This is a genomic window from Vibrio coralliilyticus ATCC BAA-450 (genome assembly GCF_000176135.1).
Lineage (GTDB): Bacteria > Pseudomonadota > Gammaproteobacteria > Enterobacterales > Vibrionaceae > Vibrio > Vibrio coralliilyticus.
In genome coordinates this window covers 582,392-598,319 of sequence record NZ_ACZN01000016.1, presented here as the reverse complement: position 1 = coordinate 598,319, position 15,928 = coordinate 582,392, and the positions used below count along the sequence as shown (strand labels likewise).

Here is a 15,928-nt window from a genome sequence, read left to right as displayed (position 1 = left end):
AAAAAAGTGTAAATGGCACTCAATATGCAGTTCTAGTCCACAAAAATTAATTTAAAAATTCGCACTAAAAAAGCTGTGGAAACTTAAAGGCTTGCGATAGTTCTAGGAGAGCGCACGAACCGTTTTACGTTCGATTAAAGTCGGCTCGAGTTGGACAACTTGCGGTTCCGTCTCTCCACCGTCCAGTTTTTTCAACAACGCTTCCACTGCTGCCTTACCTAAACGGTATTTGGGCTGATGGATTGTTGTTAGTGCCGGAGTCATGAATTTAGAGATTTGAATATCGTCATAGCCGATGATCGATAAATCTTGAGGTACGCGAATACCTTTTTCGTTGGCGGCGTTAATCACGCCCATTGACATCATATCGTTACAAACAAAGATGGAACTTGGCAGAGGTCCTTTCGCGTGCATCTTATTAAAAGCGTCGTAGCCGCCTTCACATTCAAAGTCAGATTCGATAATCCAATTTGGGTTGAATTCTAAATCCGCTTCTATTAATGCGCGTTTGTAACCTTCATAACGCATCTGAGCCTGATGCTTCACTAACGGACCAGTAATACAGCCGATGTCCTTATGGCCTGATTCAATCAGATGCTTAGCTGCAATATAGCCACCACGCAGTGAGTTGTCCTGAATCTTGTCGCTGGTGAACAACATCGGACCCCAGTCCATCACAACCACCGGAATATCAGGGTATTTCTCGAACACGTCAATGCGTTCGCCCTCCAAGGAAGAACACATGAGGATCAAACCGTCGACGCGTTTTTGCAACAAGGTGTTAATTGACTCACGCATGCGCTCATTATCACCTTCGGTGTTGCAAAGAATGAGGTTATAACCTTGTTGATAGCAACTGCGTTCAACCCCCTTAACCACTTCGCCAAAGAATGGGTTTGTAGAGGTTGTTACTAACATGCCAATGGTTTTGGTACGATTAATTTTAAGGCTACGGGCGAGCGCGGAAGGCGTATAGTTGAGTTCCTGAGCGGCTTTGTTTACCCGCTCAGAAATTTCTTCACTTACATAACGAGATTTATTAATGACATGGCTGACAGTTGAAGTGGAAACACCGGCGAGCCGGGCAATATCTTTCATTGTAGCCATGTAATTATCTCCTTATATTTGACTAATTATGTTGCTCCAGAAAAGCGTCAACTTCATCTCGACTAGGGATTGAAGTCTGTGCGCCAAAGCGTGTTACGGAAATGGCTGCGGCAGCGTGAGCAAACTTTATCGCAGATTCTAGAGGCAAATCTTCTAATAAACCAGTGACCAAGGCCCCATTAAAGGTATCGCCTGCAGCTGTTGTGTCTGTTGCTTCGACTCTGAAGCCTGGGATTAGTTCACCACGTCCATTCTGACTTAGCCATACCCCTTTAGCCCCAAGCGTAATCAATACGATTTCAATACCTTTACGGTGAAGCGTATTTGCTGCTTCTTGGGCTGACTCGTTGTCTGTAACCGTCACGCCAGTAAGTACTTCTGCTTCGGTCTCATTTGGGGTAATCACATCAATACAAGAAAGTAGCTCATCCGATAACTCACGCGCTGGCGCTGGATTAAGGATAACGTTGGTTCTAGACGCTTTCGCGACTTGCGCGGCTTTTTCAATACCACACATTGGCGTTTCCAACTGCATAAGCAGATAGTTGGCCTGACGAATTCGCTCTAAATCAAACTCAATCGCGTCTTCAGTCAACTTAGCATTCGCCTCCGCGGAGATACAAATACTGTTCTCACCGCTTTCAGCTACCTGAATCATGGCAATTCCGGTTGGACAATTTGGCTGCATTTTGACGCCAGCAATGTTGATGTTGTCCATTTTGAAGTTTTCACGAATATTGATACCAAACGCATCATCACCAACGCAGGCGATGAATCCTGTGTCTGCGTTTAATCGGGCCGCCGCTACGGCTTGGTTTGCCCCTTTACCACCTGGGATAACTTGATAGTTGCGACCATGCAACGTCTCGCCTGGACGAGGAAAAGAAGGCACTTGGAGAACATGGTCAGCGTTAACACTACCTAATACCACTAACTTATTCATACGGTTATCCTCGGTTCAATTGAACCTTACTAATTTGGAACGGGAGTAATAAGTTTGCGCTCTCGCAAAAGCGCAAGCTTATTTGCCCTCCTCCTCGAAACGACAGATTAAAATGAGGAGAAGGGCAAAATTCACATTACTTAGTGATTACTTTCAGAGGTACTGGGATGTACTCTTCAACAGACTCACCTTTCAGTACTTTGTCAGCAGTTTCGATACCTAATGAACCGATAAGATCTGGCTGCTGAGCCACTGTCGCAGCCAGTTTGCCGCGGTTAACTGCAGCGATACCATCATCAGTACCATCGAAACCAACGATCATCACGTCTTTACCAGAGGCCTGTACAGCACGCAGTGCGCCTAGCGCCATTTCATCATTTTGGGCAAATACCGCCTGTACGTTTGGATTTGCAGCTAGCAGGTTTTCCATTACGTTTAGGCCTTTAGTGCGGTCGAAATCAGCTGGCTGGCTGGCCAGTAGTTCCATCTCACTACCCTTCACTGCGTTCATGAAACCTTCGCCACGTTCACGTGCAGCCGACGTGCCCGCAATACCTTCTAGCTGAATAACTTTCGCTTTTTCACCCACTTTTTCCATGATGAAATGACCCGCCATTTCACCGCCGACTACGTTATCTGAAGCGATATGGCTTACAACATCACCACGGCTCGCACCACGGTCTAGAGTCAGTACAGGAATGTCAGAGCGGTTTGCCATGCGAATAGCATTTGAAACAGCATCAGAATCTGTAGGGTTGATCAGAATTGCCTTTACGCCACGAACCGTGAGGTCTTCGACGTTAGACAGTTCTTTACTTGGGTCATTTTGTGAGTCCAGAACAATCAGGTCGTAGCCCAGCTCTTTCGCTTTTGCTTCTGCGCCATCTTTCATCGTAACGAAGAAAGGATTGTTCAGCGTAGACAGTACGATAGCCACCGTATCTTGCGCCTGTGCTGAAATAGAGACGGTGGATGAAAGAAGTGCAGCAGAGATAAGAGTTGCGAGTTTTTTCATTGTGTTTAGTCCTTGTGTAGGGTGGCTCGGAGTACTTACCTCCAAGCCTTTTTATGAATTACTTGTTCTTGTTGTCGACCAGTACAGCCAGCAAAATAACTACGGCTTTAGCAATCATCTGGTAGTAAGATGAAACGTCGAGCAAGTTCAGAGCGTTGTTTAGGAAGCCGATGATGAGTGCACCGATTAATGTGCCCATGATTCGACCTTTACCGCCCATTAAGCTAGTACCACCGAGTACAACGGCTGCTATGGCATCCAGTTCATAGCCCATACCAGCGGTTGGCTGAGCAGAAGAAAGACGAGATGTGATAATGATGCCTGCCAGTGCCGACAGCAGGCCACATATAGCGTAGACACCAATCTTAACGCGATCGACGTTGATGCCAGATAGGCGTGTCGCAGATTCGTTACCACCTAATGCATACACATAGCGACCAAAGCGCGTGTGGTTAAGTAGGTACCAAGCCGCAGCGAAAACGATGACCATCAACCAAACTGGAACCGGAATTCCCAAAGCGTAACCTGTACCGAACCACGCGAAAGCATCAGCGGTATCGGTAAAGCCAGTCGAAATTGGGCGACCATCGGTGTAAACCATAGTGACACCACGCAACAAGGTCATGGTTACCAGTGTTGCGATAAATGCTTGTACCTTGCCTTTGGCGATAATGATACCGCTGATCGCACCCAGTGCTGCACCGGCAAACAAGGCCGTTGGAACCGCCACCAATACAGGCACTTCCAAAGCGATTAAACTGGCAGCAAAAGCACCACATAATGCCAGAACCGAGCCGACACTCAGATCAATACCTGCGGTCAAGATAACCAAGGTCATACCTACCGCAATAATTGCGTTTACTGAGGTCTGACGCAGAATGTTAAGAATGTTATCGACCGTAAAAAAGTTGGGGTTAAGGAACGATACAACAACAATCAGGAAGATAAGTGCGATGAGCGACTTTTGTTCAATCAGCCACTCTTTGCTGAACAGCTTCTTGCTGCCCGCTTCGTTTGGTTTGCTCATGGTATTAGTACTCATGCTGCTTCCTCATTTATTTCTTTGCCTACTGCACACGCCAACAACTTCTCCTGATCGGCGTCTTTGGCATCAAACTCACCACTAATGCGGCCTTCATGCATCACAATGATACGGTCGCTCATTCCCAACACTTCCGGCATTTCTGAAGAGACCAGAATGATACTCATGCCATCGGCTTTGAATTTGTTGATGAGCTGGTAAATTTCTTTCTTTGCACCGACATCGACACCACGTGTGGGCTCGTCAAGGATCAGTACTTTAGGTTTAGTCATCAGACCTTTAGCTATCGCCACCTTCTGCTGGTTACCACCAGATAGGTTGCCAATGATCTGATCGCGAGTTGGGGTCTTGATGTTGAAGAGTTTGATAAAGTCTTCGACGGCAACCACTTCATCGCTATGCTGAATTCGACCACCTTTGGTCAATTTATCCAGAGAGCAAAGCGACATGTTCTCTTTTACTGACAAGCCCAAGACTAAGCCGTCACCCTTGCGGTCTTCAGAGATGTAAGCAATGCCGTTTGCAAGACCATCTTGTGGGCTCACAGGGTTGATGGTTTTGTTATTCAGATTGATTACGCCACGCTCACTAGGCAGAGCGCCATAGATGACTTTCATCAATTCAGTTCGACCGGCGCCCATCAAACCCGAGACACCGAGTATCTCACCGCGCTGGAGTTTAAAGCTGACGTCGTGAACGCCAGAGCCTGTCAACCCAATCACTTCAAGGCAAATGTCGCCATGTTGAACGTCAATGCGTGGGTATTGCTCTTCCAGCTTACGGCCAACCATCATCTCAATCAGTCCATCTTCGTCGGTAGACGCTACAGCGCACTCTCCAATGAACTTTCCGTCACGAAGCACCGTAATGTCATCGCAGATTTCAAAAATCTCTTTCAGACGGTGAGAGATATAAACAATGCCGCAGCCCTGCTCACGTAATTCTCGAATCACGGCAAACAAAGACTCGGTTTCGGTATCTGTCAGTGCATCGGTCGGCTCATCCATAATGATAACTTTCGACTCAAACGACAGTGCTTTAGCAATCTCAACCATCTGCTGTTCACCGAGGCTGAGCTCGCCTAACAGTTGCTTAGCACTATGCTTTACGTTCAGTCTTGCTAACAATTTGTCCGCTTCAGCGTACATTTTGTCCCACTGAATTCGACCCATCGCGCCTGTAAACTCTCGGCCAAGGAAGATATTTTCTGCAATCGTGAGTTCAGGGATCAGGTTTAGCTCTTGGTGAATAATGCTGATTCCCGCTTCCTGCGAATCACGCGGGCCTTTGAACGCTGCTGGTTGGCCTTGGTAATGAATGCTACCCGAATCTTTGCTGTAGATTCCCGTCAACACTTTCATCAACGTTGATTTGCCCGCACCGTTTTCACCCATCAAAGCCATCACTTTACCGGGATAAACGTTCAGGCTCGCTTTATCCAAGGCTTTAACGCCGGGGAAAGCTTTCTCAATCTCACTCAGTTGTAGAATAGCTTGAGTCATAATTGGTCCTCAGTCTCAAACGGCTTAAAACACAACACCAGCTTGAAAAATTACATTGGCGTAAGGCGTACACTCACCCGTTCTCACTACGGCACGGCTTTGCTGAGTGCGCGTTTTGAATTCTTCATGTGGTACATAAACCACCGAAATAGATTTTCCTGTCTGCGCTTCTTCAGCACGCAGCTCAGCAATCAAAGTCTCATGATGTGCAGGACTGACGGAGGCAAACTCTTCAGCGATGATCACCCCTTCTATTTGCGACTCTGAAAGAATCACTCGCACTGTTTCCAAAAAGCTTGGCACGCCGTGAGTCAACGCAAGATCTACACGTTGCACCTGCTCGGGAATTGGTAAGCCTGCATCACATATCGTGATTTCATCAGTATGGCCTAGTGTCGCCACGAGGTAAGAAAGTTCAGAGTTTATCAGGGTACTTTTTTTCATTTCATCGACCTATCGATTACACGTTCAAACTGCGTTGAGTTTCTATTTCGCACTGCATCCGCTATTAACAGAAAACTCATCGAAACGTTTCGATGAAATCATAATCGTTGACTTCAGTTTTGCGAGTCACTCATCTTTAGAGTGTGAAACGGATCCTTAATTGATGATTTTAACAGCCCCAAACAGTGACATCATTCACCAAATTTGATGCATTTTTTAACGCAGCAGGTGATTGATTCAGCCGTAAATAACACACTTGAGACGTAAATTTGGGTATAGTGGCGCAAACAAAAAACTGAGAGAAACGATGAAAAGAATAGTTTTCGTTCTTGCCGCAGCGTTAGCACTGAGCGCATGCCAAGAAGAAATCGGCACACAGGAATGGTGTGACAACATGCAGGATAAACCGAAGAGCGAATGGAATGCTCAGGGAGCGCTCGACTTTGCCAAACACTGTGTATTTCAGAATACGGTCGGTAGCGAAGCTTGGTGCCAGGACTTAGCTGATAAACCGAAAGGCGAATGGACAGCAAACGAAGCCACCAGCTACGCCAAACATTGCATTCTTTAGTCACTCAACGAAAAAGCCACTAACAAGAGGAATTCAACCTGCCTGTTAGTGGCTAAATAAATGAACCTTTATTTCGTCGCGAGAAACTTTGCTACTCGCAAGACCCCAAAGGCTTCCACCAATGATCTGCGGTACCCGGCTCTATGTTATACAAGTTATCGGTTAGCGCTTCATACTTATCGCCTTTATGCGCAACCTGAACACCCGTCATGTAAATGCCTTCTCCCGTTGAAGGATCATAAGTTTGGTAAGCGGGAATGCCTTCACAGACACCTGGATCAGTCCCACCATCATCAGACGTCACATTCACCGTATGTTCCACTGAATCCGTTAAGCCTTCGTTGTCCGCGACGACCAAAGTGAAAACATTTTGTCCTAAATGCCCCTGTGTGAAATCCACATTTAGCGAAGAACTCGATTCACTGAGCACTACCCCATTCCAGCTCCACTGATAGTTAGAAATAGAACCATCATGATCCACAGACTGACTACCATCTAGAGTGATAGAAGAACCAACAATGGCACTTGCCGGGCCATTGATAATAGCGTCTGGCGCTTGGTTTCCTTCGCTTTGGCAATCACCATCAGCCACAATCCAGCTCGAATCACTTCCAGGAACTGTTGTGGTGTACCATTGAGCTTCATAGACCACACCTTCGTAGCGCATTAAATCACCCTTATCTGCGTGATTATATTCGCCACCTTCCCAGTCCTTTCTAGGCCAGTCTGGGTAGTCGTGAATAACACAAACCGACGCTTCATTCACTGTCACATTTCTGTTTTCAATGGTGGTTGCTCCGTTGAAGTCAGAAACAGAATAGACCAAGGCATAACGGCCAGGTTCAGTTGAGTTTACCTCACCATCGACTAGAATTCGGCTGGTTAAATCACCATCTGTCGAGTCATGTGCGGTGACGCCATACAATGCATCAAATTCATCGCCCACAGTAATTGATACATCACTGATACCATGAAGTACTGGTGCCTCGTTAATGACTTGGACATTGCGCACCTCAACCGCTTCATTACCATCGCTGTCTTCCACACGATAAGTCAAAGTGTTATCGCCAATATTGGCAGTGTCAACATTACCTTCGATCGTTATCTGAGAAGTGATGTTGCCATCTTCACTATCTAGCGCAGATACCCCAAGCATGGTATCGAAGAACTGGCCAAGAACAGATGTTGTGTCTTCCACTCCATGAATTTCAGGTTTGGACCCAATCGTCCCATCATCATCTTTTACCGTTACAAGGCGAGAATCAGTTGTGGTATTGTTACCGCTATCCGTCACACGGTAGATAATGGTATAAACCCCTTTTCGGGACTCATCCACCTCCCCTTCATGAGTGATTTTGCTGGTTAGATCGCCATCTTCTTCATCCGATGCGGTCACACCTGCCATTTCATCAAACTCAGTATTGACAAAGATTTCAGTATCTTGAGTACCAGAAAACACTGGCGGCATGTCAACATCGCCACCATGAATGAAAGGGCCATAAGTGTTTACAAACTGTTGGTCATAGGGTTTGTCCGCTGAATCTTTTCCCAGATCCCAGTTGACTGACCAAGTCATAATACCGCGTAAACCCAGTCCTTCAGCCTCTAGCTGAGCAAACGCATCAAATAGGTCTTGAGGATCTTTTACGAATCCATTGTTAGCTGCATCATTGTTAGCGGGAACTCCATATACAAGCTTATCGTGCGGAATCTTCACGTAACCGTCGATACCATTTGCAACATTGTATGAGCTCCAATAAATGAACTCTTTCTTACACTCGTCATTGTTTTGAGCTAGCCAGCCACTGCATGCTTCACCGCTATAATCACCATTCACACCATCGCCAGCTTGATTATAAAATTGTGGACTGATCCAGTCGTAATAGCCCTCTAAATTTTCTATGTAAGCTTTATAAGACTGATTTGCGGCGTGCCTTAAATTGGGGAACTCAGGTGCCATAGCAATGATGAAATTCTTGTCAGACTTTCTGTAATGCTCTTTGACGATTTTAAGCGCATCAACAATAACTTGCTCGTTGTCTTTCTCTCTGATCGCTGATTGTTCAAGATCGATATCCAACCCGTCAAAACCATAGAGATCAGTCAGTCGAATGATTTCTTCAGCTAAAGGCTGCTCATCGCCTGATTGCATTGCGATGTGCGCATTTGCGCCACCCATAGAGATTAACACTGAGCGGCCCTGAGCATTTAACTCACCAATTTGCTTGATAAAATCTTGTTCAGACATCCCCAGAGCAGGGTCTAAACGAAATGTTGGTATACGTCCTTCTGTTTCATCAAACACTTTCATGAAGGAAACCATCACGACATTATAATCTCGTGGTACCTCATTGAGTTGGATACATGCAGATGAGCCTTGTCTATACCCATCTCCGCCACCAACATTACACCAATTGTGCCAATAGCCTTCTAAGATCATCCCAGTGGGATTAACCATTTCCTGACCAGCTTGAGCACTTGCTAACGCTGACATAGGAGACAATGTCGCCCCTACTGCAATAGATAAAGCGAGTAGTTTTTTGTTTTGTCGCTTGTTCATAATAAACCTCGAGTGGTTGATACATACACACTGCTTATTCAGCCAACAGACCGTGTTCGCAAAAATTATGTTAGCCACAAAAACAACAAAGTTTCACACCTTCGAGCACTCTTTTTAGCTTATGGACACAAGCTTGCAGTATTGGAAAAATTCACAAAATTTTTGATTACACTTCACACCCAACCAAAAAGAGCTTAACCAATTGATTTTATGATATATATCAGGATTTTTCGTTATTATCCTTAGCGATTTTGACGGTTTTTACGGTCCGTAAAACGTGTTTTGACGGAGAGGTTTACGTCATGATTTGGTTAGATTCACCTTAAACAAAACACTTCTTCCTCACCTTCTGATACATTCCCCTTACTACTTATGACTATTAAAACAATCAAGCTTATCTATAAATGGGCTGGTCTACTGGCTAGAAGGTAAAAATGAAAGATACATCAAAGGAATACGCAGGCTTTTGGATCCGTTTTGCTGCGTCACTAATCGATACCGTACTACTGTTACTCCTAATAACACCCTTAATGCACTGGGTTTATGGTGAAGTCTATTGGAGCTCAGATGATTTTCTGCTTGGAGGTTGGGACTTAGTCCTAAACTGGATTTGTCCTCTGATAGCCACCGTTGCGTTCTGGGTCTACCGCTCAGCAACACCCGGAAAGATGGCTTTAAAACTAGAAGTATTAGATGCAGTTACAGGCCATCGGCTGACGCTTTCTAAATCAGTCATCCGTTACCTTGCATATTACATCAGCGCTATTCCTCTTTGCCTCGGCTTTATCTGGATAGCTTTTAATGGTAAGAAGCAAGGCTGGCACGATTTGATTGCTAATACAGTCGTAGTGCGTAAAGTCGTTCAACACGAGAAACAAGCAGAATTTCTTGGCTAACCAGTGAGTTGAAAAAGAAGGGGAAAACTTCCCCTTCCACTTCCTAGATTCGGCGACCAATAGAATAATATTGAATACCTCGGCTAGAAAGACGCTCTGGCTCGTACAGGTTACGACCGTCAAAGATAACAGCCTGATTTAGAGCCTGCTTAATAAAATCAAAATCTGGCGCCTTAAAATTCTGCCACTCTGTACAGATGATAAGCCCGTCCGCACCACTGAGAGTCGCCTCTTTCGTCCCCATCAAGCGCAAGTCTGAACGTGGGCCATAGATTCGCTGCGCTTCTTCCATTGCTTTTGGATCGAAAGCCTGAACCGTTGCACCCGCCTCCCATAACGCTTCCATCAAAACTCGACTCGGGGCTTCACGCATATCATCTGTTCGAGGCTTAAAAGCTAACCCCCATAATGCCAACGTCTTGTTTCGCAACTGCTCTCTACCACCAAAGTGTGTTTGCACTAGGTCATACAACTTGTGCTTTTGATAGAAGTTAACGTTCTCGACCGCTTTCAATATTTCACTACTATATCCGAAGCTTTCGGAGGTCTTAATTAACGCCTGAATATCTTTAGGAAAACATGAACCACCATAACCACAACCAGGATAGATAAAGTGGTAACCAATACGCTCATCACTGCCAATACCTTTACGAACATCTTCAATATTCGCTCCAACGCGCTCCGCAATATTCGCCATTTCATTCATGAAGCTGATCTTAGTTGCCAACATGCTGTTCGCGGCGTACTTAGTTAACTCTGCTGATTTTACATCCATAAAGATCAACTTTTCATGATTGCGATTGAATGGCGCATAGAGCTCACGCATCAGCTCTTTAAGTTGTTGATAGCGCGCATGATGTTTGTCTACACCAACAATGATGCGGTCTGGGCGAGTACAGTCGGTAACTGCGGTGCCCTCTTTAAGAAATTCAGGATTAGACAATACCGCCACGTCCAATGAGTTCAATCCTCGACGAGCCAGTTGAAGCTTAATCTCACACTCTACGGCTTGAGCGGTTCCCACAGGTACGGTGGATTTATTCACCACCACTTTGTCTTCGTGAATGTACTTACCAATTTCTGACGCTACCGCAAGCACATAATTGAGATCGGCAGAGCCATCTTGATCCTGAGGAGTGCCGACAGCAATAAAAATGACGTCTGACCGATTCAGCTCATGCTCTGCGGAGGTCGTGAAAGTGAGCCGACCCGCAAAGGAGTTTTCAGCGACCAGCTTTTCTAGTCCTGGTTCGTATATTGGGACAACACCATTTCTCAATTTTGCAATACGTTCTTCATCGACATCGATACAGCACACATTATGCCCAGCATCACTCAAAACCGCGGCTTGTACCAACCCCACATAACCACTACCAAAAATTGCTACTCTCATTGTCATACCAGCTTCTAATGTCACCAGTACTAAGTGTCCCGGGGGAAAATGACAAGCTGCTTACGCTTTTGAGGCAGTAATTTGACAAGCGTTGTGAATCAAACTGAGAAACAGGGAGTAGAGTTATTGAGCCGCAGCGGCTCCCATAGTATCGAGAGAAAGCGCGATGCGAGTGCCTTTATTCACTTCGCTCTGAACATTAATCGCACCTGCAAGTTTCTGTGTACAAATGTTATAGACCATATGTAGGCCAAGGCCTGTACCACCTCTTGCACGTAGGGTAGTAAAAAACGGCTGAAAGATTTTTTTCTGGTTTTCTGGCGCAATGCCGACACCATTATCCTCTACGATAATATCAATACGGTTACTGGATTGGTGCACATTAACCATAATCACGCGTTGAGCTTCATCTTGCTCTTCACCAAAGCCATGCAGTGCACTATTGTTGAGAAGCTCTTCTACCACACACTGGAGCGAGATCGGTGGTAAGAACGCTTGCAATGTCTCTTCACATTCGATTTCAACCTCGATCGATTTCTGCAATAAAGTATCTTTAACATGCAAAACGGCATCATTCAGCATGGGTTTGAGATCAATCAGCTTAGGCTCTTCTGTCGTCATTTTCTGATTGACTTGCTTGAGCTTACTGACCAAATCAACCGAGCGTTCGATATTGTTCACTATCATTTCAATACATTCATTAGCGACGTTGAGAAAGCGGTTCAGGTCATCTGTAGTAATAGTCCGTTCCGAAAACTTCTTCGCCACTTCATCAAGATGCTCGCTGAGAACAGAAAGACTCGTAACAGAGATGCCCAGCGGCGTATTCAACTCGTGCGCCACCCCCACAACCATCCCAGTCAGTGCAGACATCTTTTCCGCTTCCATGAGTTGATCTTGAGTGCGTTTAAATTTCTCGATGAGTGTTTGGATGGAGTGCTCACTGGTTTCAATTTGCATGGCTTGATTTTCAATTTCGCCTTCCACTTCATCAATCAGCGAGCGTAAACTGACAATCATTGAATGAAGTGAGTTCGCCATTACGTCTTTATCACTACTCGGAACAATATCCACATCATCAAGGTTACCTTTTGCTACGTGGTGTAACACATCGATATTGGCCTCTAGCCTATCCATTAAATGATTGAAAGAAATGGCAACGTCACCCGCTTCCGTACCGATTTCCACCGGCACGCGTTTTGAGTAATCACCGTCTCGACTGATGCCTTCAATCACTCTAAGGGTCTCAAGCCAACTCATCTGGACACCATGCTCTGTGACATTCAAACCAAGCTCTTCATCCTGAGGAGACACCCTGTCGAGATGAAAACACTTCAATAGTTGAAAACATGCATAAGAGTTAATGCCAGACCAAAACAAGATCACCAGAATACCAACAGCTTGCACCATCACGTCCCAGACCAACTCACCATTTTGCGTCAAGCTGAGTGAATAGCCGGTGTATATAACGCCTAAAATACCGCAGAACAAATGAACTGGGATGGCACCAACAGGGTCATCTATCTTAAGTGCTACTAGGATTCTTTCGCCGTAGTACACCGTAATGGATGCCAGAAAACCCAGCAGAGCAACCTCAAATGTATTAAAGATATTGGCGCCCGCTGTCACGATAACTAACCCACCCAGAACACTATTGAGCGTGACAAACACTGGCACGTGTTTGGACCGATGGACAAGAATCAGAGTGACAAATCCTGACACGGCACCACAAAGGACAGTGTTAAACAAAACGACAGGAACACGTGCATCGAATTGGTAGAAACTCCCACCATTAAAACCGAGCCAAGCAAACACCATTAAAAACACGCCGATCGTAACCAGAGTGTGATTATAGGAGGGGATTTCATTTACTTGTTGTGTGCCAATGAATCGGTCTTTGCGTGGCCCTATGATCATCGTACCGACTAAACCAATCATGCCACCTACAACATGAACCGTCGCACCTCCAGCAAAATCTTGAAAACCAAGTATGTAGAGCCAAGAATTAGGGTTCCAAGTCCAGTAGGACACCACTGGATACGTCAGTATACCAATGAAAGCCGACGTATAAATATAACCGCGAAAACTCATTCGCTCGGCAACACAACCTGAGACAATAGTCGCGGCGGTCGCAACAAACATCAGGTTAAACATCACAACGGGAAAGTCTTCACTTGTTAGAGGGAAAGTGTCGAATGAGAAAAGCGAGCTGCCCTGTGCTAAATGGAAACCAACGAAAACATAGACGACAGACACCACTAGAAAGTCTGCCATGTTCTTCATCGCGACATTGACAGAATTCTTCGCGCGAACACAACCGGTTTCGATTAGGGTAAAGCCAGCTTGCATGAAGAATGCAATACAAGTGCAAACCAGCAACCATAGAAGAGACACAAAGTCCGTCCCAGCCATACTTACCTTTAGAGTTATACTTCCCTACTTATCAGTAAGCGTAGTCGATGACTACGAACTCTGATACATATCAGTTATAAATGTTAAAACGCATATTTAAGCCGTGACTGCTCTTTACCAAAAATTGACCAATAAAGTGTGGCAGCCTGTTTAAGAATTCACTAAGATAGTCGTTGTTGTGGGCACGCATCTCATCCCACATTTCCTATTTCGAAGCGCCTAACTCTGTTTTCTTACCTTTGAAATAGGCTCTCTCATAACTAGAAGCAATTTGTGTATTCATATGGACCAAGATAAGTTTACTCATATCTATCGCTTACCGACTGCGACACAGATACGTATAGCCAAATGGCAGCAGACATTTAATGGCACCTCTGATCTGGTCATTCATCAGGCGATTGAAACCCGGAATAAGCAATATCGTAAGCCTAACTTCTTTCCATCTGGTTGGAGCGTAACGCTATTCGACAAAGAGGATATCTCGATCACCAATCATGGTAAGTACATACAGACTGCAATGCGTACCATGCTTGATCGAAAAGTGTCTTATAAACGGATCTACTTGACTCGCCTGCCGCTTGAGGAAGCCGAGCCCGCTTTGAACAACTTTAAGTTGGAGTGGATCTCAAAGCACAATCGTGTTGCACGGAAGTACAACCAAATCAAGAAGAAAGAGTTTCTTCGCTACGCCCGTGAAGAAGAAGAAACTTTGTACCCTTCTATCCCCAAAGGTGAGTTCGACCGAGCCTTGTGGAACAGACTGGTTATTTCAGAGCTGGGGCCACAAAAGAAATTCGATAATCCTTATTTCGTTAAAAAGGCCAAAGTTTAAATACAAAAGCAGCCATTTGGCTGCTTTTTATCGCTCGTATTTGTCCATAATTTCCTGATATAAAGACTTTCCAGACTGACCTTTGGTGCTCTTGAGCATATCAACACCCTTTTGCAGCTTAGCAAGTACTTCCGGTTTAACATCAACGTTAAAAGCGTAATAGATCAGGCCTTCCCTCACAACATAAACAGATTCAAACAAACTCGGATCGACCTCAGCTTGCTTAGACCACCAAATTGCTGCGCGATGGGCGTAAACCAAAAGGTCAATACGCTTTTTCATTAGCTGCTCCGCCAACGTTGTCACGTAATTAGCTTCCTGCATTGAGTTCCTTGGCAAACCCATCGCTAGCAGGGTTTGCTCACCGATATCATCTCTGATCACCCCGATACGGTAATTGGCCATATCCATTGGCTTTTCAATTGTAATGTCCGCATCTTTTCGCGCCAAAACGACAATTTTTATATCAGCGATAGGGCCAACCCAATTAAACAGCGTTTCTCTGTGTTCTGAACGTGTCGTAGAAAACAACACCGAATTATCATGAGTTAACACCGTTCGATATGAACGAGCCCAAGGTTGTAAAGTCACCTGCGACATATCAATCTCTTCCCCGACCATCTTACTTGCGGCAAGGAGGATTTCCACGGCATAACCTGTAATTTTATCGCCTTCCATATAATTGGCAGGGGGATAAGACTCAGTAAAAAATGACAGCTCACGAAGGTCATCGGAGTATCCGGCCACAGATACCGAAGAGAAAGAAGCAGACAACGCAATGAGTAGTGACAGAAGAGAATACATTCGCTTCATGACAAACTCCCAGTTAGTGAGTACTTTATAAAGTTAGCCCACACAACGGGAGTTCTAAAGAAAAATAGCGGATTTATACCAAGCCGTTGCGCTGTAACCCCCTACGAACCCCATTGCACATCTTACCAAAGCGGCGAATTTCATCGAATTGAGGCGTAATACCTCGCCCCATCGCCGATTCCCAATAGGTCAGTTCAGAATCCACCAGCTCCAGTAACTTTTTCGGGCACCCCACACAACTGCCCTTTGAACCACAAACAAAGGTTTCCGGTGCGTACAAAGGAAGCTCTTGCTTCACTTGCTGAATGATGGAAAGCATTGCGCTCATCCTATCTGGCTTTTTGCTCATCGCCTGGTTTTGGTGTTCAATAATAATGCGGGAAGTATAATGCGCCTAC

The 15,928-nt window shown here is 45.3% G+C and carries 14 protein-coding genes; 3 read left to right on the top strand and 11 right to left on the bottom strand.

The features are described 5' to 3' along the window. Nucleotides 1-102: 102 nt before the first annotated feature. The 6 genes from VIC_RS13875 to rbsD all read right to left on the bottom strand — a co-directional run bounded on the left by VIC_RS13875 (nucleotide 103) and on the right by rbsD (nucleotide 6,053). Nucleotides 103-1,107: a substrate-binding domain-containing protein gene (locus VIC_RS13875; RefSeq protein ID WP_006960606.1), complete on the bottom strand. Its 1,005-nt coding sequence runs from the start codon at nucleotides 1,105-1,107 to the stop codon at nucleotides 103-105. 22 nt (nucleotides 1,108-1,129) lie between these two features. After that, nucleotides 1,130-2,050, bottom strand: a complete 921-nt coding sequence (gene rbsK / locus VIC_RS13870; protein ID WP_006960605.1) for a ribokinase — start codon at nucleotides 2,048-2,050, stop codon at nucleotides 1,130-1,132. Nucleotides 2,051-2,186: 136 nt separating this feature from the next. Further along, entirely contained in the window at nucleotides 2,187-3,065 is an 879-nt protein-coding gene (gene rbsB, locus VIC_RS13865; RefSeq protein ID WP_006960604.1) for a ribose ABC transporter substrate-binding protein RbsB, read from the bottom strand. 58 nt (nucleotides 3,066-3,123) lie between these two features. Continuing rightward, a complete protein-coding gene (rbsC, locus tag VIC_RS13860; RefSeq protein WP_006960603.1) occupies nucleotides 3,124-4,107 on the bottom strand; it encodes a ribose ABC transporter permease in 984 nt (327 codons plus the stop codon). Continuing rightward, entirely contained in the window at nucleotides 4,104-5,609 is a 1,506-nt protein-coding gene (gene rbsA / locus VIC_RS13855; protein WP_006960602.1) for a ribose ABC transporter ATP-binding protein RbsA, read from the bottom strand. The genes rbsC and rbsA overlap by 4 nt, the downstream gene beginning before the upstream one ends. A gap of 24 nt (nucleotides 5,610-5,633) precedes the next feature. After that, complete coding sequence (rbsD, locus tag VIC_RS13850; protein WP_006960601.1) at nucleotides 5,634-6,053, bottom strand: D-ribose pyranase; 420 nt, start codon at nucleotides 6,051-6,053, stop codon at nucleotides 5,634-5,636. A gap of 307 nt (nucleotides 6,054-6,360) precedes the next feature. Here rbsD and VIC_RS13845 point away from each other — a divergent pair, with 307 nt between their 5' ends. Next, entirely contained in the window at nucleotides 6,361-6,624 is a 264-nt protein-coding gene (locus tag VIC_RS13845; protein ID WP_006960600.1) for a DUF3012 domain-containing protein, read from the top strand. 91 nt (nucleotides 6,625-6,715) lie between these two features. On the opposite strand, the gene VIC_RS13840 is transcribed toward VIC_RS13845, so the two are convergent. Beyond that, complete coding sequence (locus tag VIC_RS13840) at nucleotides 6,716-9,184, bottom strand: immunoglobulin-like domain-containing protein (protein WP_006960599.1); 2,469 nt, start codon at nucleotides 9,182-9,184, stop codon at nucleotides 6,716-6,718. Between the two features lie 434 nt (nucleotides 9,185-9,618). Between VIC_RS13840 and VIC_RS13835 the strand changes: the two genes are divergently transcribed. Beyond that, nucleotides 9,619-10,080, top strand: a complete 462-nt coding sequence (locus VIC_RS13835) for an RDD family protein (RefSeq protein ID WP_039951948.1) — start codon at nucleotides 9,619-9,621, stop codon at nucleotides 10,078-10,080. Nucleotides 10,081-10,123: 43 nt separating this feature from the next. Here the strand turns inward: VIC_RS13835 and VIC_RS13830 are convergent, their stop codons facing one another. Together VIC_RS13830 and VIC_RS13825 are read right to left on the bottom strand one after the other, a co-directional pair. Then, a complete protein-coding gene (locus tag VIC_RS13830) occupies nucleotides 10,124-11,473 on the bottom strand; it encodes a UDP-glucose dehydrogenase family protein (RefSeq protein ID WP_039952055.1) in 1,350 nt (449 codons plus the stop codon). 123 nt (nucleotides 11,474-11,596) lie between these two features. Continuing rightward, entirely contained in the window at nucleotides 11,597-13,885 is a 2,289-nt protein-coding gene (locus VIC_RS13825; protein WP_006960596.1) for an ATP-binding protein, read from the bottom strand. Between the two features lie 283 nt (nucleotides 13,886-14,168). Between VIC_RS13825 and VIC_RS13820 the strand changes: the two genes are divergently transcribed. Continuing rightward, nucleotides 14,169-14,717, top strand: coding sequence for an MSHA operon transcriptional regulator (locus VIC_RS13820; RefSeq protein ID WP_006960594.1), 549 nt, complete (start codon nucleotides 14,169-14,171; stop codon nucleotides 14,715-14,717). A gap of 27 nt (nucleotides 14,718-14,744) precedes the next feature. On the opposite strand, the gene VIC_RS13815 is transcribed toward VIC_RS13820, so the two are convergent. Then, entirely contained in the window at nucleotides 14,745-15,521 is a 777-nt protein-coding gene (locus VIC_RS13815) for a substrate-binding periplasmic protein (RefSeq protein WP_031342342.1), read from the bottom strand. 82 nt (nucleotides 15,522-15,603) lie between these two features. Next, nucleotides 15,604-15,879: a hypothetical protein gene (locus VIC_RS13810; RefSeq protein WP_086026955.1), complete on the bottom strand. Its 276-nt coding sequence runs from the start codon at nucleotides 15,877-15,879 to the stop codon at nucleotides 15,604-15,606. Nucleotides 15,880-15,928: the final 49 nt, after the last annotated feature.